Source organism: uncultured Roseivirga sp. (assembly GCF_963973945.1).
Lineage (GTDB): Bacteria > Bacteroidota > Bacteroidia > Cytophagales > Cyclobacteriaceae > Roseivirga.
The window spans coordinates 37978-57867 of sequence record NZ_CAXBBV010000015.1 but is presented as its reverse complement, the minus strand read 5'-3'; the positions used below and the strand labels follow the sequence as shown (position 1 = coordinate 57867).

The 19890-nt window shown below is 38.3% G+C and carries 17 protein-coding genes; 10 read left to right on the top strand and 7 right to left on the bottom strand.

What is annotated here, in order from left to right; translation table 11 throughout:
• Positions 1-16: 16 nt before the first annotated feature.
• Positions 17-622 (bottom strand): tRNA-(ms[2]io[6]A)-hydroxylase, encoded by a 606-nt coding sequence (locus tag AAC026_RS17905; protein WP_339700971.1) that lies wholly within the window; start codon positions 620-622, stop codon positions 17-19.
• A 133-nt stretch (positions 623-755) separates the two neighbouring features.
• Between AAC026_RS17905 and AAC026_RS17900 the strand changes: the two genes are divergently transcribed.
• Positions 756-1658, top strand: coding sequence for a DUF3078 domain-containing protein (locus AAC026_RS17900; RefSeq protein WP_339608690.1), 903 nt, complete (start codon positions 756-758; stop codon positions 1656-1658).
• Positions 1659-1755: 97 nt separating this feature from the next.
• Here AAC026_RS17900 and AAC026_RS17895 read toward each other — a convergent pair whose 3' ends face one another.
• Both AAC026_RS17895 and lpxK read right to left on the bottom strand, forming a co-directional pair.
• Positions 1756-3678: a putative porin gene (locus AAC026_RS17895; protein ID WP_339700968.1), complete on the bottom strand. Its 1923-nt coding sequence runs from the start codon at positions 3676-3678 to the stop codon at positions 1756-1758.
• Positions 3679-3697: 19 nt separating this feature from the next.
• Complete coding sequence (lpxK, locus tag AAC026_RS17890) at positions 3698-4756, bottom strand: tetraacyldisaccharide 4'-kinase (RefSeq protein ID WP_339700965.1); 1059 nt, start codon at positions 4754-4756, stop codon at positions 3698-3700.
• 41 nt (positions 4757-4797) lie between these two features.
• Here lpxK and AAC026_RS17885 point away from each other — a divergent pair, with 41 nt between their 5' ends.
• Genes AAC026_RS17885 through AAC026_RS17875 form a run of 3 tightly spaced genes read left to right on the top strand, consistent with a single transcriptional unit; the run spans position 4798 to position 8177 of the window.
• On the top strand, positions 4798-5895 hold the full coding sequence (locus AAC026_RS17885) for a Nif3-like dinuclear metal center hexameric protein (RefSeq protein ID WP_339700962.1): 1098 nt from the start codon (positions 4798-4800) through the stop codon (positions 5893-5895).
• A gap of 10 nt (positions 5896-5905) precedes the next feature.
• Positions 5906-6685: a C4-type zinc ribbon domain-containing protein gene (locus AAC026_RS17880; RefSeq protein WP_339608694.1), complete on the top strand. Its 780-nt coding sequence runs from the start codon at positions 5906-5908 to the stop codon at positions 6683-6685.
• Positions 6686-6695: 10 nt separating this feature from the next.
• On the top strand, positions 6696-8177 hold the full coding sequence (locus tag AAC026_RS17875; RefSeq protein ID WP_339700960.1) for a tetratricopeptide repeat protein: 1482 nt from the start codon (positions 6696-6698) through the stop codon (positions 8175-8177).
• Here the strand turns inward: AAC026_RS17875 and AAC026_RS17870 are convergent.
• Positions 8155-8772 carry a histidine phosphatase family protein gene (locus AAC026_RS17870; protein ID WP_339700958.1) on the bottom strand — a complete coding sequence of 206 codons (618 nt, stop codon included), beginning with the start codon at positions 8770-8772 and terminating at the stop codon, positions 8155-8157. The two genes, AAC026_RS17875 and AAC026_RS17870, sit on opposite strands and share 23 nt — an antisense overlap.
• Before the next feature lie 60 nt (positions 8773-8832).
• Here AAC026_RS17870 and AAC026_RS17865 point away from each other — a divergent pair, with 60 nt between their 5' ends.
• From AAC026_RS17865 to menD, 3 genes are read left to right on the top strand one after another with little or no spacing between them, the layout of a single operon-like run.
• Positions 8833-9252 carry a hotdog fold thioesterase gene (locus tag AAC026_RS17865; protein ID WP_339700956.1) on the top strand — a complete coding sequence of 140 codons (420 nt, stop codon included), beginning with the start codon at positions 8833-8835 and terminating at the stop codon, positions 9250-9252.
• Positions 9253-9255: 3 nt separating this feature from the next.
• Complete coding sequence (locus AAC026_RS17860; protein WP_339700954.1) at positions 9256-10482, top strand: chorismate-binding protein; 1227 nt, start codon at positions 9256-9258, stop codon at positions 10480-10482.
• Positions 10479-12182, top strand: a complete 1704-nt coding sequence (gene menD / locus AAC026_RS17855; protein ID WP_339700951.1) for a 2-succinyl-5-enolpyruvyl-6-hydroxy-3-cyclohexene-1-carboxylic-acid synthase — start codon at positions 10479-10481, stop codon at positions 12180-12182. Before AAC026_RS17860 ends, menD begins: the two co-directional genes overlap by 4 nt.
• Before the next feature lie 11 nt (positions 12183-12193).
• On the opposite strand, the gene AAC026_RS17850 is transcribed toward menD, so the two are convergent.
• Positions 12194-13318, bottom strand: coding sequence for a carboxypeptidase-like regulatory domain-containing protein (locus AAC026_RS17850; protein ID WP_339700948.1), 1125 nt, complete (start codon positions 13316-13318; stop codon positions 12194-12196).
• Positions 13319-13337: 19 nt separating this feature from the next.
• Here AAC026_RS17850 and AAC026_RS17845 point away from each other — a divergent pair, with 19 nt between their 5' ends.
• Positions 13338-14411 (top strand): AMP-binding protein, encoded by a 1074-nt coding sequence (locus AAC026_RS17845; RefSeq protein ID WP_339700945.1) that lies wholly within the window; start codon positions 13338-13340, stop codon positions 14409-14411.
• Here AAC026_RS17845 and AAC026_RS17840 read toward each other — a convergent pair.
• The gene (locus AAC026_RS17840; RefSeq protein WP_339700942.1) at positions 14408-15211 is read right to left on the bottom strand and encodes a helix-turn-helix domain-containing protein; all 804 of its coding nucleotides are present in this window, start codon (positions 15209-15211) and stop codon (positions 14408-14410) included. The genes AAC026_RS17845 and AAC026_RS17840 overlap by 4 nt on opposite strands.
• A 127-nt stretch (positions 15212-15338) precedes the next feature.
• On the opposite strand from AAC026_RS17840, the gene AAC026_RS17835 reads away from it, so the two are divergent.
• Positions 15339-16016: a hypothetical protein gene (locus AAC026_RS17835; protein WP_339700939.1), complete on the top strand. Its 678-nt coding sequence runs from the start codon at positions 15339-15341 to the stop codon at positions 16014-16016.
• Positions 16017-16130: 114 nt separating this feature from the next.
• On the top strand, positions 16131-19424 hold the full coding sequence (locus AAC026_RS17830; protein ID WP_339700936.1) for a hypothetical protein: 3294 nt from the start codon (positions 16131-16133) through the stop codon (positions 19422-19424).
• 71 nt (positions 19425-19495) lie between these two features.
• On the opposite strand, the gene AAC026_RS17825 is transcribed toward AAC026_RS17830, so the two are convergent.
• Positions 19496-19873 (bottom strand): hypothetical protein, encoded by a 378-nt coding sequence (locus tag AAC026_RS17825; RefSeq protein ID WP_339700933.1) that lies wholly within the window; start codon positions 19871-19873, stop codon positions 19496-19498.
• Positions 19874-19890: the final 17 nt, after the last annotated feature.

The window sequence follows — 19890 nt, the reverse complement described above, 5'->3', positions numbered from 1 at the left end:
AACTTCTAATTCTCATTTAATGCATTCTATCGCCTCTTACTTCGAGCGACTTAATGATTTTTGCCTCTTCATTTAAGAATTCCTTCCACCTGTTGAGCACGTAGTCTTCTGGCATATAGTGTTTGGCCAAACTGATAAAGTTTTTGTAATGCCCCGCTTCTGACACCATTAGTTCATAGTAAAACTTTTTTAGCTCTTCGTCTTCAATGTTCTGAGAAAGAATCTTAAACCGTTCACAGCTTCTCGCTTCAATCAAGGCATTCATCAATAGCCTTTCAACTAATTGTTGATCTCGGTTTCCTCCTTTTCTAACCACTTTTTGAAGCTGAATGACATATTCATCCTTTCGGGCTTGCCCAAAAGACATTCCTCTTTTTTTAAGCTGCTCCAAAACTCTTTCAAAATGATTCCATTCTTCTGCTACAACAGGTGTAATCATTTCGACCATTTCGGTTTTTTCTGGAAATAGAATAATTAGCGAAATGCACGAAGAAGCGGCTTTCTGTTCGCAATAAGCATGGTCAACCAATATTTCTTCGATATTCATTTGAGCTACATTTACCCAACGTGGGTCGGTGGGTAGTTGCAGCCCTAAAAGGTGATTGCTCATTTCATCATTCATGGTTCAAAGTTAAGTGCTCGGTTCACATATTAAAAAGTAGAACTATTATGCATCTAGTTTTTATTGAACATGCTAAATTGCAACATATTTTAAAAAGGAAATTTGATTATATCAATCATCAAACAATTACATTATGAAGAAAACACTACTCATTTGCCTTACCCTACTGGTATCGTATGCTGCTCAGTCGCAAACGGCTGACTCCGTTAAATGGGAAAGAAAAGGCTCTTTAGGTTTTACCTTCGCAAACGTTGGCCTATCAAATTGGGCCGGAGGGGGTGAAAGCTCGGTTTCATTGGGTACAATTTTCAACGCTTCTGCTACTAAAAACACAGCTTTTTCTACATGGAAAAATCAAGTTGATTTTGCTCTAGGAGGTGCTAAACTTGGTGATAAAGATTTTAGAAAAACAGATGACGCCATCATTCTTTTGAGCCAGTATAAAAGAAAAATCAATGAGAAATTTGGCTATGGCGTTTCAGGTATTTTAAGAACGCAATTGCTTGAGGGTAACAATTATGTAGACGATCTATTGAACCCGGGCGAGCAAATCGCAGAGAAAATATCCAACTTTATGGCACCGGGTTACCTTTCTATAAACTTAGGTATGGAATATAGCAGCGGAGATGTACTGACGGTTTCTTTTGCTCCTGCTGCTGGTAAATTTACTTTTGTAATGGACGATGAGCTTTCAGCTGCAGGTGCTTATGGTGTAGATCCAGGCGATAAAGTAAGGGCTGAGTTTGGTACAAACATTCTAACTACTTTGAACTTGAAGTTGATGGAGAACATCTCTTTCCAGTCTAACCTCAACTTCTTTACTGCATATGACAGCTTTGGAAATGTAGACACAAACTGGGAAACATTATTGGTAATGAAAGTGAACAAGTGGTTCAACGCTACCTTTGGAACGCAGTTGATTTACGATGACGATATTCTTATTAAAGGTGAAGATGGAAGCCTTTCAAAAGAGATTCAGTTTAAGCATGTTTTAAACCTTGGTGTTAACTTCAAGCTATTTAGCACAGGCAACTAAAAAGGGTTTCTGTTATTTTTCAAGCCATTCTGTAAGGTTCAGTCAATCAAATTGATACAGCCTTCAGAATGGTTTTTTTGTTTGAACCTACTTTCAATTAGTTGTAGAAAGACCAACGCACTCCCAAATCCAAAGTACGTTTTACACCTGTGTAATAAGGGGTTAAGAAGTAACCATCAGCGATAATTCCTTGGTTAAAATGCGCAGACTTTACAAAGAAATGGAAGTTCTGTACTTTAAAATTCAAGAATAAATCGGCTTTTAAGAAAGCATCATTCTCAAAATCATCCTGTAAGAAGTATTGTTGAACAATAGGATTGTAAGTGTTTGCATAGTACGCAGAACGATAGTGTAAATCAATCCCTGTATGGATTATCATTTTGCCATCAAATATTACGTTTTTATACGCTAACTGGCCATTGGCCAAGATATCTGGTAAGCGATAAAGGTCGCTAGAGCCACCCGAAACGGTATTGTAATAGAAGCTGCTAGACCACTTCCACCTTGGAGCCAACTTAAAATCAAAATGGAAACCAGGTGCTAAAATTACTATGTCACTCCCTGCTTGGCTCGGACGCTTGTCTTGGTCATAATACAGGTAATTAGCAATTCTGTTGAATCTAAGTAATGGTCTAAAACTAAGCCCTGCTGTATTCAACTTAACTTCACCATACAGATTTTCTGATTGTTCATTCTTAAAACTATTGATCCAGTAGCCTTGTTGTCCTGCGTACAATTCAGACAGGTAATTGGGCATACTAGAGACTTTAGAGACTCTGGCATCAAAGAAATTACTGGTAAAGTCTCCTTCAATAAAAAAGCCACCACCTACTAAGTATTCGCCTGAAGCTTTTAAGAAAATTTTGGGCGTAATTTTTTGTCTTAGAGTACCACCCAAATAGCTTTCTAAATCGGCACCCTCTCCACCTAAAATCCTGTTGTCATATTTCAAATATCGAGAGCGATAAAACACCGTATAAGAGAAACTTTTGGTGTACCCTTTTATTCCAAATTCATTCGATAGCTCATTGTAAGTTGTTCTATCCATGATAGAATCTCTTACCAAATTACGACCGACAGGTTTGTAAATAAGTGAGTCTGATCCACCTAAATTATACACATCCGTATATCTTACCACCTGATTATAGAAAGTACCAGAATGATACACTTGAAATACTGAATCTAAATTGTACTGTTGAAAAATATGTATCCCGCCACGCTTGTCGTAGCTTTCGGCATTATCTAGTACTACGTTGGCATCTTTATATTTGAAATAAGTAGCCTCCGCTCCAATCTCATCATTGGCTGGGTCGATGGCAGGGTCAAGAATTCCACCTTGCTCATCAACACTAAATTTCATTTGAGTTACATTGAACAAAGCCAAATAGCGCGGCAATTTTTTGGGTCGAATAAAGCCAAAGAAGTTATAGTTAGTTCCTTTCGATTGAAAATCACCTGTACTTAAAAAAGCTACCTGTTTTTCTGCTCTAACACTTTTATACTGAAACCCCAAATTGAGATAAACACTATCGTTTAAAGCAAAAACGATGTCTGTTCCTCCCCTTCTTCCACCACCAAAAACTACATTGATTTCGGTAAAGGGTGACTTGGTATCGAAGTACTTAATATCCTCTGGACCAACATAAAACTCATCATAAGCATTGTATCCTGAGCGTCTTCCAATGGTCATTGAAGGTTCATAATATAGGTTTCTATAAGCTGTACCTAAATTCCCAAGGTTCTGTCCTAAATTTCCATTCCTTTCTATATCGGTATATCTATGAAGGTTATCGGGAATAGTATCTGGATAATTAAAAACTAGATTATTGAATTTGAAGTTCTTCTCGTAAGTATATCGTGTGGTTAATGGCCCATAAACACTTTTAACAGTATCTTTTAAAAGCCTATTTTCTCTTTGACTCTTAAGAGAATCTCGGTTTACACTAAAGGTAGTATTGCCTTGAGAAAAGGCAGTGTAACCCAGCACCAACAAACATGAAATAAATAATACCCTCTTCAACACGCCCAAAATTAACAATTCAATTGAGGTTTTTCTTTTGTTCTAACACTTTAAACAGTCGACTGGTAAACTTATCTTCTTCTTCTAGTTCAAACCGAATTGGAATATAAAATACTATAGCCTTCTTAAAAAGTAAATGATCGGCAAGTGTCAAAAGTCGTACCATGTCTTTTTCGGTAGTAATAATCTGTATCTCTTCTTTTTGGGCTTTTAAATAACTCAACAAACCATCTAAGTCTTTTGATGTAAAACCGTGGTGATCCTGATAAACAAATTCTTGTTTTAAGGCATAGTTTCGTTCAACCTCACTTTTAAACATTCTATTATTTGCTATTGCTGTAAGCAATAAAACGGTGCTTCCTTTGGGTAAACTATCTGGTTGATTTTTAAAAACTGGTAAGGGAGTGTCATAAATGATTCTACTAAAGAACACAGGCTTTTCTCCTAAATAGACTTTTACATTCGCCTTAATTTCTCTTCGCTCCTGTTCATCAATGGTTTCGGGGCTTTTGGTGATAATAACACAATCAGCCCTTTTAGCTCCACTTCTGCTTTCGCGTAATTCACCAGTAGGTAAAATGTAATCTTCGTAAAAGGGGTGATTAAAATCGCTCAAAAGAATATTGAAATCTCTTGCCACTTTTCTGTGCTGATAGGCATCGTCTAAAAGAAAAACCTCAATATCTTCCTTCTCCATTATAGCAGAAGGAATGGCCAAAACCCGTTCTTCACCAACACAAACGGAGATTTTTGTTCCGAATTTTCTGTAATACTGAAATGGCTCATCCCCCATGGTTTCGGCAGTATCAGCTTCAGATGCCATTCTATAACCTCTGGTTTTTCTTCCGTAACCTCTACTTAAAGTGGCCAGCTTGTAATCTTCTTGAAGTAACCTGATTAAATATTCCACCATTGGAGTTTTGCCGGTGCCTCCCATAGAAAGGTTGCCTACAGAAACAATTGGGCGATCAAACTCTACCTGAGACTTCTTACCTATATTATATAGGTGATTTCTGAAACTCATTAGCCAACCGTAGAGTACAGAAACAGGAAATAATAGCCAACGCAGGAGCTTCATTCTATTCAGGTTTCTATCTTAGCACTTTAAAAGCTGTAAAGATGGTAAAAATCAAGGAGATCATTGAAGTACTAGAAAAACTTGCTCCACCCACCTACCAAGAATCTTACGATAATTCAGGGTTGATTACTGGAGATAAAAATTGGGAAGTAAGGGGAATCATGGTGAGTTTGGACTGTATTGAAGCCGTTATTGACGATGCTATTGATAAGAAATGCAATATGATAGTTGCGCACCACCCTATCGTGTTTAAAGGCCTTAAAAAACTGAATGGTAAAAACTATGTGGAGCGCACTATTATTAAAGCCATTAAAAATGACATTGCCATATATGCCATTCACACCAACTTAGACAATGTGTATTCTGGTGTAAATCAAAAAATTGCCAACCAAATTGGACTTAAAAACACAAAAATTCTTGCACCCAAAAAGCAGCTCTTAGAAAAACTAGTCGTTTTTATTCCTAAAGATGACACCAATAAAGTGCTTGATGCCTTACATCGCGTTGGTGCTGGTGAAATAGGAAATTACTCCCACTGTAGTTTCAAAGTAAATGGAACAGGCAGTTTTAAACCCAATATAAATGCGAACCCCGTAATTGGTGAGCGAGGTCAACTAGAAGAAGTAAATGAAGACCGAGTAGAAATAATGTACCCGAATCATTTAAGTCGTCAAGTGATTGGCGCTTTAAAAGCAGCACACCCATATGAAGAGGTGGCCTATTACATCAGTCAACTAGAAAATGAGAATCAAGAAGTTGGATCGGGCATGATTGGGCAACTTGAAAAAGAAATGACCTGTCAAGAATTTTTGGCCCATTTAAAAGATTCTATGCAGCTAAATACAATTCGCTATACTGCAAAAAATATGGATTCTATTAAAACTGTAGCCCTTTGTGGTGGCGCGGGTAGCTTCCTTTTAGCTTCTGCCATGGCCCAAAATGCCGATGCTTTTGTGACGGGAGATTTCAAGTATCATGAGTTCTTTGATGGTGAAGGAAAAACGATGATTGCAGACATTGGGCATTATGAAAGCGAAAAGTTTACAAAAGAGCTTTTGCATTCATTTTTGACAGAAAAATTTGCTAATATTGCAACCTATTTTACAGAGGTGAATACGAACCCCGTTAAGTACTTCTAAAAAAACGTGAATGGAAAAGACTGTAGCACAAAAACTTGACGCCCTTACTAACCTTCAGAGAATTGATTCTGAATTGGATGAAATCAAAAAAGTAAGAGGTGCCCTACCTGATGAAGTAGCTGATTTAGAAGATGAGATCGCTGGATACCAGACTAGAATTGACAAATTCAAGTCTGAAGCTGGAGATCTTGATACTAATATTGCTGATTATAAAACTCAGATTAAGAACTCAGAGGCATTAATCAAAAAATACAATGAGCAACAAATGAACGTGCGTAACAACCGTGAATATGATGCCATTACTAAAGAAATTGAACTTCAAAATTTAGAGATTCAAATTTCTGAAAAGAGAATCAAAGAAGCTTTCGCTAAAATAGAAATCAAGAATGGCGAAATAGCCAAGACTGAAGAAGAACTAGCAGAAAGAGCAAAAGATTTGAGCAGCAAAAAAGGCGAACTCGAAACTTTGACTAAAGAAAGTCATGATGACGAGCAGAAGCTGATGAACGCTAGAACAAAAGCGACTAAAGACATTGAAGAAAGACTTTTGGTTTCTTACACCAAACTTCGCGACAATGCAAGAAACGGTTTGGCTGTAGTGCCTGTTGATAGAGGTGCTTGTGGTGGTTGTTTCAACGTTGTTCCTCCGCAAAGACAAGCAGATATTCGCGAGCGCAAGAAAATCATTGTTTGCGAGCATTGTGGTAGAATCTTGGCTGATGTTACTGACGAAATCGTTAAAGAAGAGGCTAAGCCGAAAAGAAGCAGAAGAGCTGCAACAAAAGCATAATTCGTTTTTGATGTTCCAAAATATATTGAAATGGGTAGGCGTTTTCGTCTATCCATTTTTAGTTTTATTCCTCCCCCATACTGCCCAAAGTCAGACTTCTGATTTTGATGCCATATACAAAACTACACTCGATTTAGATTTCAAAAAGTCTTCATCGCTCTTAAAGCAATTTCCCGAAGTCGAAATTCCATTTGGTCACCTTTACATTGCCAACTTGAATGATGTGCTCGAGCTCATTTTTAGTGAGAACGAAGACAGATATAACCTACTAAAGCAAAACGAAGATACCAGACTCGACCTTATTAGTGACTCCGAGGATGATTCGTCTTATAAGGATTTTGTTAAAGGTGAAATTAAACTTCAGTGGGCATTTGTGAAACTCAAGTTTGGTCATACCCTCAGTGGTGTTTGGAGTCTGCGAAATGCCTACAAAACGGTACAAGACAATATTGAAAAAAATCCAGACTTCAAGTTGCATTACAAAACAATGGGCTTGCTACAAGTTATTTTCGGAGCTGTTCCTGATAACCAGCAATGGATTTTAAATGTACTAGGTTTAGAAGGTGATGTACAAAATGGACTGGCTCACTTAAAGTCCCTTTCAAAAGAATCAACTCCATTTTCTATAGAAGCGAGGCTCATTTCTTCGATGATAGAATCTTATTTGTTAGAAGAGCATAACAGGGCCTTAGAAGGACTTAATAGTAACACTTCGAACCACATCTCAATGGCCGAGGTTTATATTACCTCTCTTATTTTAATGAAATCCCATAATGCTCAAGCAGCTTCCCAAATGCTAAAAGAAGCAATAGAAAGGCCAGAGCCCTCTCCTCTTTTATTTGAGTATTTACTGGCCGAAGCACTTTTTCAGGGAGGAAATTACAACGAAGCGAAAACGCACTATTTAGTATACATAAATAGGTTTGAAGGAAGAAATCAACTCAAAGATTCTAGAATGAAAGTAGCCATGTGCGAGTACTTTTTAGGAAAGAATATATCATTCAAAAATTATTGGGAAGAAGCCAAGCAAACCAAAGGTGCTACCTCCGAAGCCGACAAAAATGCGGATGCTATTTTAGAAGCTAAATCATTTCCCAATTTTAGATTACTGCAAATCAGATATGCCATTGATGGGGGCTATTATAAACTAGCTAGCAGAACCATAAATAAAATAGATACTGGAAAATTAAAGTTTGATGAAGTCCATGAACTCACCTATCGAAAAGCGAGATTGGCCCATCTAACAAACAGTTACGATCAAGCGCTGATGCTTTATAATGAAGTGATTTCTAACACAGAAGCTTTATCAGATTCTTACTTTGCTCCAAATTCCTATTTACAAATGGGGTACATTAAAATGGAAGAAAATGACAATGAGCAAGCGAAACTATATTTCAATAAAGTATTAGAGTTCAGAAAGCATCCGTACAAAAACAGCCTTGATAGCAAAGCCAAGATTGCTTTAGCGGCTATAGATGCTTTAAATGACTAGTTTCGTTGTATCGATCAAGCACAAAGGTACTTCCCGTAAAAGTAATTTCGTAGAGGCCTAAATTGTTGTGTAAAAAGTAATCCATCCCACTCAGAGGGTAATTGAACATAATTGCTAGCATTAGCCTCATTGCTCGCCCATGCATGCAAATCAACACGTTTGGCTCATTTTCCTTTGACATTATGTAGGCCAACCCAGCACGTAACCTTTTCGCCAAACCTTCTGGGCTTTCACCACCTTCAATTGCCTTGTGGGTCTCTCCTTTTTGCCAACTGCTAATCATATCGAAGTAATAGGCATGTTGCTCTTCGTTTACCTCAGCGCCTTCATGAATTCCCCAGCTTATTTCATCCAATTCAGGCAAAGCCTCAAAAGCTAAGCCCTTCTGCACAAACCCCTGCATAGATTGAGCGGTTCTTTTAAGCGATGAAGTGTACAATTTACTGAAAGGAACATTCTTGTAAGCATCGTAAAAAGCCTGAGCCTGAGCCCTTCCCATTTCGTTTAGGTCAGAATCTACACCTCTTCCCTGCACAATTCCCTGCTTATTAAAATCTGTTTGTCCGTGACGTGTGAGGTAGATTTTTTTGATCATCAATTTTGTTCTATTTTTGCCCAATTCAGGCACAAATCTAGAAACTAATTCAGAACCACCATGTTCCAACCCGGAGTTAATATTTCAATGGTCAATCAGTTTAATAAGAATACTATGGTTGAGCATTTGGGCATAGAAATAACAGAGGTTGGTGCCGATTTCATGCGTGCTAAAATGCCCGTTGACCAGCGAACAAAGCAGCCTTTAGGCCTATTGCATGGCGGAGCTTCAATGGCTTTGGCCGAAACTTTGGGTAGTGTTGCTGCCCATTGCGTAGTAAACCCAGAAAAGCAATATTGTGTAGGTTTAGAAATCAACGGAAACCATATTAAATCCGTAAAGGAAGGCTGGGTTTATGCTATGGCAAAACCACATCATATTGGAAGAAAGACACAGGTCTGGGAAATTAGAATCACCAATGAAAGCAATGACTTGGTCTGTATCAGTAGAATCACCATGGCGGTGATGGATAAAAAGTAACAAATGAATCAAAAGCAATCTGCAACATCATCCCTCGACCTTTCGGGATATGAAAAGTCTCATGCTATAAAATCTATATTTCAGGCAGCCATTCATATGGATTTGCCGTTGGCCATTTGGCGATTGCCCCATCAAAAGGAAATCAATCTTATGGTTTCATTCAGTAAAGTGCGAGAAATACAAAGGCCTGACTTAGAAACTTCAGACAAAGGCTTTGTTTTCGCGCCTTTCGATACCGAGAGTAAGGCTACTTTATTTATAAAAAGTGACTTCCATCTATCTTTTGATTTCAATGAAGTCATTCAACATAAGGACATAAGTAATAGTGAAGGAGCTCTGCGTTCAAAATTCCTTAAAGAAGTAAGGCGTCAAATTAACAAGGGGGAAGAGAAACTAACCTACCATATTCATGATCAAGCTTTAATAGAAGCAGATCTTGAGTATAAGGATTTAGTAGCCCTTGGCGTAGAAGCCATAAAAAACAATACGCTGCAAAAAGTAGTGCCCGCCAGATCGAAAACCATTTCGCTCAATAGTGATTTTGATTTGATCACTAAATATCTACAGCTGTGCGATGCTTATACAAATGCTTTTGTTTCGGTTGTTTCAATGCCAGAAACCGGAACTTGGCTAGGTGCAACGCCAGAATTATTGCTAGAAGTAAATCACTCAGAGTTTAAAACCGTGGCTTTAGCAGGCACTCAAAGAAGAGACATTGATAAGCCCATTTCTGATACTGCTTGGACACAAAAGGAAATTGAAGAGCAAGCCTTGGTAAGCCGATACATTATCAACTGCTTCAAGAAGATTAGGCTTAGAGAATATGAAGAGAAAGGGCCAAAAACGATTATCGCAGGAAACTTACTTCATCTCAAAACTGAGTTTGAAGTAAATATGAAAGAAACTAATTTTCCAGAATTAGGTACAGTGATGCTGGAATTATTGCATCCAACTTCGGCTGTAGCTGGAATGCCCAAAGAAGCTTCTATGGCCTTTATTAAAGAACATGAAGGAATCGATCGCTCATTTTACGCTGGTTATTTAGGACCTATTCAAAACGAACAAAAAACCTCGATCTTTGTGAATCTTCGCTGTATGCAGTTATTAGAAAGTAACGCAATACTGTATGCTGGTGCTGGTGTAACTGAAGATTCTGTGGCCCAAAAGGAGTTTGAAGAAACCGAAATGAAATTCAACACGCTACTCAATATTTTGAATTCAGCCTCTTGATCCTTCAGCACATCTACGATATCGCAACAATTTGTGCCGCACATGGTATTGAAACTGCTATAATTTCGCCAGGTTCAAGGTCGGCTGCCCTCACTTTGGCCTTTGTTCGCCATCCAAAAATTGAAACGAAAGTAATTCCTGACGAACGCTCTGCCGCTTTCATTGCAATGGGAATTGCCCAACAACAGAAAAAGCCCGTAGCCCTGATTTGCACCTCTGGTTCGGCCGCCTATAATTATGCTCCTGCCATAGCAGAAGCTTTTTATCAAGAAATTCCATTACTGATACTTACAGCAGACAGACCACCTGAGTGGACAAATCAGTATGATGGCCAAACAATTCAGCAATCGAATATTTATGGAAAGCATGTTTTGGCTAGTTACGACTTCCCAGTTGAGGTAAATCATAATGATGCCAAATGGCATTGTAATAGAATAGTAAATGAGGCCATTGGTACTTGTACAAACCATCAAGGGCCAGTACATATTAATGTACCAATACGCGAACCGTTTTATCCAGACAGCAATGAATTAGTAAGTTTCCCCGAAGTAAGAGTAATTGCTACGACTCCAATACACGGTGCAATTGACCGAATGGACTGGATAGACTTGGGCAACAAATGGCAAAAGCATCAAAAAAAAGCTATTGTAATTGGTCAAATGCCTTCTTCAAAGGCCTTGCATACTGCTCTTTATCGCTTTGCTGAAAAAGCAGGTATTCCAATTATAGCCGATGTTATTGCAAACCAACACGATTTACCTGGGGTTATTCATAACCAAGATTCTTTCTTAAATCCCCAACTAAATACTACGCACAAGGGGTTAGCCCCAACCCTACTAATTACCATTGGAAAATCTCTGATTTCTAAAAACCTAAAGCTATACTTAAGAAATAACCCACCTCAGGAGCATTGGCATATTTCTTCTTCTGAAAAGCTCAATGACAGCCTCCAGCACTTAACAGAACTTATTAAAATTGAGCCAGAGATTTTCTTCTCTGAATTCACTCATTATGTAGGTGGAAAAGGTAGTTTCAGCTATTTAAACCAATGGCAAAAAGCCAATCATACCATTGAAGAATTAAGAACTGAGTTTTTCAAAATGAGGAGGTTTAGTGAGTTTCAAGCATTTAATTCGGTAATTCACTCGGTTCCTGATAAAGCTAAGCTTCACTTCGCAAATAGCATGTCTATTCGCTATGCTAATATCATTGGTACTCCGAAAAATAAACAGCTTGAGGTTTTTGCCAATCGAGGAACAAGTGGAATTGATGGAAGCAATAGCACTGCTGTTGGTGCGGCATTGTCTCAAAAATCACCAGTAGTGCTCTTTACTGGCGATATGGCTTTCTTCTATGACCGAAATGCATTTTGGCACAATTACAACTTAAAAAACCTTAGAATCATTGTTTTCAATAATCACGGTGGAGGTATTTTTAGAATGATTGACGGCCCAAAACGTCATCCTGAGCTTGAAGAATACTTCGAAACCAAGCAAAAACTGAATGCCGAAAATACAGCCAATGACTTTGGGTTTGAATACCATAGTTGCTCAAACCAAAAGGACTTGAAAGAATGCTTACAAACGTTTTTTGAATCATCCAAAAACGCTAAAATCATTGAAATTCAAACCAATTCAGAGCGAAATACAGAAGTGCTTATGGAATATAAAAAAACTATCTTAGACGCTTTTAAAGCTTAGAAATAGTCATCCTATTTATTAGCAGATCGAGTATTTACATAATCTATTGGCATTAAATCGCCCATCTTTTCAATAGCCCAGTAATCAGCCACTAAGTAATCCAGTGGATTGTAAACATACCCACTTTTCTCAAATTCAATGTAGGTTTTACCTTCGAGAAGACGGAATTGAGAACGCTGCTTATTTCCGTAAACAGGTACATTTGAAACATTAACGACAGAGCCCATTTCAGAAGAAATCAACTCTTTTGTGTAAGTAACATAAAGTATATTTTCAAACTCTAACCGTTTTGAGTTTTCAGATGAACCTGGTTTTAGAAACTGGTATAAATCCAGTTCATTTTTATCCAAATATCTTTTGTCATCAACATCTTTTGCCATCTGTACCATATAGCCATCTTCCTTCAGTTTATTATTGAATAAGCTGCTAAAAAAGTGATCTACGGACCCCATATAGGCGATTTCTCTATTCTTCAACCATCTCGCCCTAGGCTTCTTATCTCCTCTAAGTTCTTCATATGAGGGGTACCCCCAATAAGATGAGTATTTCTCCTTGAAGCTTACCATATAACCTTCCAAAACATATTTAATTCTATACCCTAATGCTCTGTTCTCAATGATCAATGGCTCACTCGCAAAAGCTTCAAAAGTATTATTCTCTTGATCAAAATAGAAATTTATCACATCTTCATTAAGAATTTTACACTGCTTGGCAAATGCGGATGTACCCAAGAAACCTATTTTAAAATCTTCAAGATTACGTCTCCATTCGTCATCCTTCTTTGCTGTTACTGTTACTCCTTTTATTACTCTCGTTTCTACTTCCAGTTTTGCATTCACCTCAAACGTTTGAGGCTCAAAAAACTGAACAGATTGGGTATATGTCTTGTATCCAGAAAATTTGATAATTAAGTCATATGACCCTGATTTTGGTATTCGCAATACAAAGTCTCCTTTTTCATTCGTGACCGTACCCACTGTAGTATTAGCCAAGAAAACAGAAGCAAAGGGAAGGGTTTCTCCCGTCTGCTGGTCTGAAACATTTCCCTTGATGACAAACTGAGATGAGCTTTGCCCAAAAACAGAAAAGGTTAGAAAAGTGAGAAAGGCGAACGTTAAGGTTTGAACTCTAATCATAATGAATTAAAATTGGCCTATGAGCGGCAAATTGATTTGGAATGGGACAGAAAGTTATTTTTCAAAATTGCCTTTATCGCAAGAATCAAGCCATGATCAGTCCTATATTTCATCCGCTAAGTTCATAAATGAATGGCAGTCTGGCAAGGAAAGTTTTGCTCAAAATACGTCTGGTTCTACAGGAAAACCCAAAACAATTTCTATTTCCAGACAGCAAATGATTGCCAGCGCTAAAAGAACGGCTAAAGCACTAAATATAAACAAAGGTACTTCTGCACTTCTCTGTATCAATCCTGAATTTATTGGTGGTAAAATGATGTTGGTTCGCGCGATGGAATTTGAATGGAACCTTACTTTAGTTCCTCCTTCTTCGAACCCTGAAGAACACCTAAAAAAGAATACCCCCTTTTCATTTGCTGCACTTGTTCCGTTGCAGTTGCAGAGTATGTTAGGCACTGAAAAAGGAAGGGCGCAATTGAATAATATTGATACCATTATTATAGGTGGAGCCCCTATAGGCCCTCAACTCGAAGCTGAGATGCAATCACTTTCAGCCAAAGTATTTAGTACTTACGGAATGACTGAAACCGTTTCGCACATTGCCTTAAAAAGCATGAATGGCATCCATAGAAGTGACCTCTTTCAAATATTAGATGGCATTTCTGTAGCAATAGACGAGCGCAATTGTTTACGAATAAAAGCAGACGTTACCCTTAATGAATGGGTTCAAACCAATGATGTAGTGGAACTCAGAGGGTCGGAGTTTAAGTGGCTAGGTAGAGCCGATTTTGTAATTAATTCTGGTGGAGTAAAAATACATTTGGATCAACTAGAAAGTGATATTGAAAAGCTACTGAATACGGAGGTAGTACTTTTAAAGCAAAATCATGATCAACTTGGAGAAACCTTTGTAGCAGTAATCGTCAACAGAAGCAATAAAACCTCAAGTGAGCTGAAATCTATTTTAGAATCGTCTTTGGCTAAATACCATAAACCTAATGAGGTTTATTTAGTAGACTCATTACCTAGAACTTCCTCTGGAAAGGTAGACCGACTGGCCCTTTGTAAACAACTCAAAATAGACCAAAGCTAATTCAGCTTTGGCGTATTATCTTTAAGTTTAATCACCTCTTGCTGAAGATCTAAGACAATACTTTTCAATTTTTCAAAGTCCATGGTATCGTCAGAATAATCTGGCAAGTCCATACTAAGGTAAGCTTTGGCTTCCCAAATTTCAATTACATCACTTACTGGAATATCATATGGTGAATAAGCCTTATTATCCGACACCAAAAACAACTTTCCATTTTCTGCAGTGTAATCAAAAACTCGCTTATAGACCACCCCTTCCTCTTTTGACAAAATCACATAACAACGACCATTTTTAATATCGCCTACATCCTCCAAATATTTACCAATTACAATAGTACCCGGTTTAAGAGGAAGCATAGAATCACCAGTAATTTCAAAAGCGCGATAAGTACCTGATTTTGGTAAGTTTGGCAACTGAAACTTAGGAAGCTCTTCCAAGTATTCAGGATCGGCATAACCATTTAAATATCCAGCGGAAGCCTTTTGAGGAATAAGGTCAATCAGCTCTTCATTATTACTATCTACCGTGATAGAGAGCACTTTTGATGATGGTTTTCGTGGTGCAACTAATTTTTGAATTTGCTCTTCATTGAGGTTAGAAAGGTCTTTAGAGATCAGAAAGTCCACAGGCACTCTAAACACTTTCGACATATTGAGCAGATTATTTAAACGAGGGTCTGCCCTGCCTTCTTCATAAGCTCCTACAAGCGATCGTTTAATATCAATTTTATCTGCAAAATCGCCCTGAGTCCAATTTTTAAGTTTTCTCAAGTGCTTAATATTTTCTGAAACTACGCTCATGGTGAAGAATTTAAAAATCAAAAATACTAATTATTTTAGATTGAAATCAAAATATTTTAGCATTAGTTCTATTGATTTTTTTGGCACATTAGTTGGTTAGAAAGCATAAGTCAAAACAACCAACAACATGTCAAAATATCTTTTAATACCTGCCCTATTCTTTCTCTTTCCTATGTTTTCAAACGGTCAATCTACTTTTGGTTTAAGCCTAAATGGCTTTGCTCCTGTAGGAGAATTAAAAAAAGATTCGCCCGAGATATGGGGTGGAGGCCTCAGCTCTGACATTGCTTTTCAAATCAACGGCTCTCCTATTCATTTAGGCGGCATGATTGGCGTAACTCGTTACGGCTCTGAAGTTCGTGATGGCTGGCATGGTGAAGATTTAGGTGATGTTAGAGTTAGAAGAAATAATCAAATGGCCTATTTGCTTGGACTAATCAGAGTTAAACCTCCCGTTTCTGGAAATATCCAACCTTATGTCGATTTCTTTGGTGGCTTTAGTTATATCGCCACTTCATCGCACTTTAGAGATGGCCCTTTACAAGAAGAATGGGACTCCGTTACCGACATCGATGATTTCGCTATGAATTATGGCTTCGGAGGAGGTTTAGAGTTTTTTATCAACGAGTTTGTAAGCATAGACCTCAACATAAAAAACATTAAATCTTCCAGCGTTAATTATCTAACCCCACAAAGTGTGAGCTATAACAAAGTGGATGAAGTGTATGATTTCACTGTAAGAAAATCTCGTTTCGATCATCTAAATTTCGGCTTTGGCATTAAGCTTCTCATCAGCGAATGGTAATGAAAGCACTAACCATTCACATGGAATTGTTTGCGCTCTTACGAATTGAATTTCTCTTTCTGAGTACTTGGATTAAATTGTTAAAATTTCATTTTCAATCAAATCAACGACTTAATGAGTATTCAGCATTTAAAGCTATTTAGACCTTCAAAAATCAGATCGATTTTGGGTCTAACATTCATGCTATTTTCTGCTTTAGCCTTTGGCCAAAAAGTAGACATGAATCTTTTCAAAGACATGAAAGCCCGAAGCATCGGGCCAGCTGCCATGAGTGGTAGAATCACGGCCATTGATGTAGTAGAAAGTAACCCTGAAATTATTTATGCAGGTGCCGCTTCTGGTGGTTTATGGCGTTCAACTGGTGGTGGCCTTAACTGGGAGCCTCTTTTTGACGATGAAGCCGTGCTTGGCATTGGTGCCATTTCTATTTATCAGAAAAATCCAGACATTATTTGGGTAGGTACTGGTGAAGGAAATCCTCGTAACTCTGTTAGCGGTGGTTATGGTGTTTACCGTTCCATCGATGGAGGTGAAACTTGGGATTTGATGGGCCTTGAAAAAACCCGTAACATTCATAGAATCTACATTCATCCAGACAATCCTAATATCGTTTATGTTGGTGCAATTGGTTCTCCTTGGGGTGAACACGAAGAAAGAGGCCTTTTCAGAACCAAAGATGGTGGAAAGACATGGGAGAAAATCCTTTATACAAACAACCTTACTGGTGTAGCCGATATGGTAGCCGACCCTTCTAACCCAAACAAGATCTTTGTTGCCATGTGGGAACATAAAAGATGGCCTTGGTTCTTCAAATCAGGAGGCCCAGGTTCTGGACTTTATGTAACTAATGATGGTGGTGACACATTCAAAAACCTTACTGGAGAAAAAGGATTACCAAAAGGCGACTATGGTAGAATTGGTTTAGCTATCTCTAGAAGCAGACCAGATTACGTTTATGCCATGATCGAATCAAAGGCCAATGGTCTTTATCGTTCAACAGATGGCGGTATAAACTGGGAATTAAGAGCAGCCTCTGCTACTACTCAAAACATTGGTGATCGCCCATTCTATTATGCCGACATCTTTGTAGATACAAAAAACGAAAACAGAGTATATAGCCTTTTCTCTAGAGTTTCTAGATCTGAAGATGGTGGAAAATCTTGGGAAGAAATCATTCCTTACTCTGGGGTTCACCCAGATCACCATGCATGGTGGATTCACCCTGAAGATCCTTCTTATATGATTGATGGTAATGATGGTGGTTTGAACATTACACGTGATATGGCCAAAACATGGAGATTCACTGAAAAGCTTCCTGTGGGTCAGTTCTACCATGTAAACGTAGACAACGAAATGCCTTACAATGTGTATGGCGGAATGCAAGACAACGGTTCATGGGTTGGACCTGCTTATGTATTTAACTATGCAGGAATCAGAAACCACGATTGGCAAGAATTAAGCTTTGGTGACGGTTTTGACGTAGCTCCTATTCCTGATGATTCAAGATACGGTTACACCATGTCGCAGCAAGGAAATGTTACTCGATACGATAAAGAAAGTGGTTACACCAAAACTGTGAAACCAACAGCTCCGGATACTGCCACCAATTTAAGATTCAACTGGAACTCGCCAGTGGCAGTTGACCCACACAATTCAAACAATGTTTATTTTGGCTCTCAGTTTGTTCATTACAGCACGAACAGAGGAGATGACTGGACAATAATTTCTCCAGACCTTTCGACTAACGATCCTGAAAAACAAAAGCAAAACGAAAGTGGCGGATTAACCCTAGATGCAACTGGTGCCGAAAACCATACTACTATTATTGCCATTGCCCCTAGCCCGGTTGATAAAAATGTGATTTGGGCTGGTACTGATGACGGAAACGTACAAGTAACCAAAGACAAAGGTCAGAACTGGACTAATGTAGCAGCTAAGCTTCCTGGTTTACCTGCTGGTAGCTGGATTCCTCAAATCAAAGCCTCGCACCATAATGCTGGTGAAGCTTTTGTAATTGCAAACGACTACAGAAGAAACAACTTTACTGCATACGCATACCATACTATGGATTATGGCCAGACATGGACTAGAATTGTAGATGATAGCGATGTATTTGGCTACACGCTTTCTATTCTTCAAGACGAAAGAGAGCCTAACTTGATCTTCTTAGGTACTGAAAATGGCCTATATGTAAGCTTTGATAAAGCCCAAAACTGGAACAAGTGGAACCACGGTTATCCAAACGCTTCTACTATGGACTTGGCTTGGCAAGAAAGAGAAGACGATCTAGTAATCGGTACTTTTGGTAGAGCATTCTATATTTTAGATGATTTAAGGCCTTTGAGAGAAATGGCTGCCAAAGGTGTTGAGGCTGTTAAAAAGTCTGATATTGTAATGTTCGATATTGCTGATGCTTATCAAATGACCTATCGTCAGCCTCCAGGGATGCGTTTTGCTGCAGATGGTGGCCCATTCGAAGGTCAGAACAAATACTTAAGCTCTGCTAACGTGAAGTTCTGGGTAAGAGATGACGCTAAAAAAGAAGAAGCCGTTGACGACAACAAATCATCTCGTAGAAAACGTAATAGCAAAGAAGCAGAAACAACCGAAACTCCTGCTGTAAAGTTGCCTACCAAGGTTAAAATGATTGTTCTAAATGCTAGTGGTGATACTATTCGCACCAGAACTTCTAACATCAAAAAGGGTGAAATAAACACTGTATCTTGGAACTTAGATAGAAGAAACCCATATCCTGTTGAATTCTCTGGTGGAGGAGGCGGTAGATTTGGTGGCTTCGGTGGAGGCGGTGGCCAAGACCGTGAGCAATCTGCAGGATCAGCCCTACCGGGTACTTACAAGGTGGTTTTAGAGTTTGGCGATCAACAAGTTTCTAAAATGGTGAAAGTACACCTTGACCCAAGAATGGAAATCAGCATGTCTGAGCTTCAAGCCAATAAAGCTTTTGAAGATCAAGTATTGAAAATGTCTCAGTCTTTCGCTGAAATCACAAACAAAGTCAGATCTGCGAACGAAATCATTGAGAAAGTGGAAGCACAAATGAAAAACGTTGATGCTGACAAAGTGAAGGACTTGAAAAAAGCAGTTGAGACAGTAAAAGAGAGTTTCTTGCCTGTTAGAAAGCTTACTATTGGTGTACCTGGAGAAAGAGGTCAAGCAGTGGTAAGAGAAAGTTTTACAACGGCCAACAACTTTATTCAGGAAGCCAGACGATACAACAACTCTCGTATGGGAACACCTGGTGAAACAGAAAAAAATGCTGTTAGAAAAGCAGAACAAATGATAAAGCTAACTGAAGAAACAACGAATGAGTTTTTCAATACAGCTTGGCCTAAATTTAAAGCTGCTTATGACAAAGCTGACTTGAGTTTCTTCAAGGACTTTGAATAAAGTATAAAATAAAAATTAAGCAAAAAGGCTACTCATTAAACTTGAGTAGCCTTTTTAGTTTTATAACAGAATCAATTCACCTTGCCTACACTATATTGAAATCGTTCGTTTTCATCTAGATGAATAACATAACGGTATGTAGCCCCTGCTTCCATTCCCGCCCACTGAAACAGCGCATCACTTGGCTTTACAATTCCTAATTCAGAGTTGTATTCAAAAGTAATCGAGTCGGCCACATAAGAATTACGAAACAAGAAAGTATCAGAGGTTTGACCTGTATTGATAGTTCCATAACTATGGGTAATTCCTTCTAAATGAATCGACACCAACTCTAAAGGCAAAGGTGCTTCATTCTTTATGCTTAAATGAACCATTGCGCTATCATCTGATTTATCGCAAGAATAAAGTAAAACTGAAGCAAGGGAAATAAGGAATATGCATTTTCTCATGACATTAAGCTAGACAG

Bases quoted from the DNA above. Each gene is read 5' to 3' on its own strand.
- AAC026_RS17865 (WP_339700956.1), top strand. From the start codon at position 8,833: ATGTTCCAACCCGGAGTTAATATTTCAATGGTCAATCAGTTTAATAAG.
- AAC026_RS17850 (WP_339700948.1), bottom strand. From the start codon at position 13,318: ATGATTAGAGTTCAAACCTTAACGTTCGCCTTTCTCACTTTTCTAACC.
- AAC026_RS17875 (WP_339700960.1), top strand. From the start codon at position 6,696: ATGTTCCAAAATATATTGAAATGGGTAGGCGTTTTCGTCTATCCATTT.
- AAC026_RS17905 (WP_339700971.1), bottom strand. From the start codon at position 622: ATGAATGATGAAATGAGCAATCACCTTTTAGGGCTGCAACTACCCACC.
- AAC026_RS17870 (WP_339700958.1), bottom strand. From the start codon at position 8,772: ATGATCAAAAAAATCTACCTCACACGTCACGGACAAACAGATTTTAAT.
- lpxK (WP_339700965.1), bottom strand. From the start codon at position 4,756: ATGAAGCTCCTGCGTTGGCTATTATTTCCTGTTTCTGTACTCTACGGT.
- AAC026_RS17900 (WP_339608690.1), top strand. From the start codon at position 756: ATGAAGAAAACACTACTCATTTGCCTTACCCTACTGGTATCGTATGCT.
- AAC026_RS17840 (WP_339700942.1), bottom strand. From the start codon at position 15,211: ATGAGCGTAGTTTCAGAAAATATTAAGCACTTGAGAAAACTTAAAAAT.
- AAC026_RS17880 (WP_339608694.1), top strand. From the start codon at position 5,906: ATGGAAAAGACTGTAGCACAAAAACTTGACGCCCTTACTAACCTTCAG.
- AAC026_RS17845 (WP_339700945.1), top strand. From the start codon at position 13,338: ATGAGCGGCAAATTGATTTGGAATGGGACAGAAAGTTATTTTTCAAAA.
- AAC026_RS17860 (WP_339700954.1), top strand. From the start codon at position 9,256: ATGAATCAAAAGCAATCTGCAACATCATCCCTCGACCTTTCGGGATAT.
- AAC026_RS17835 (WP_339700939.1), top strand. From the start codon at position 15,339: ATGTCAAAATATCTTTTAATACCTGCCCTATTCTTTCTCTTTCCTATG.
- AAC026_RS17825 (WP_339700933.1), bottom strand. From the start codon at position 19,873: ATGAGAAAATGCATATTCCTTATTTCCCTTGCTTCAGTTTTACTTTAT.
- AAC026_RS17885 (WP_339700962.1), top strand. From the start codon at position 4,798: ATGGTAAAAATCAAGGAGATCATTGAAGTACTAGAAAAACTTGCTCCA.
- AAC026_RS17830 (WP_339700936.1), top strand. From the start codon at position 16,131: ATGAGTATTCAGCATTTAAAGCTATTTAGACCTTCAAAAATCAGATCG.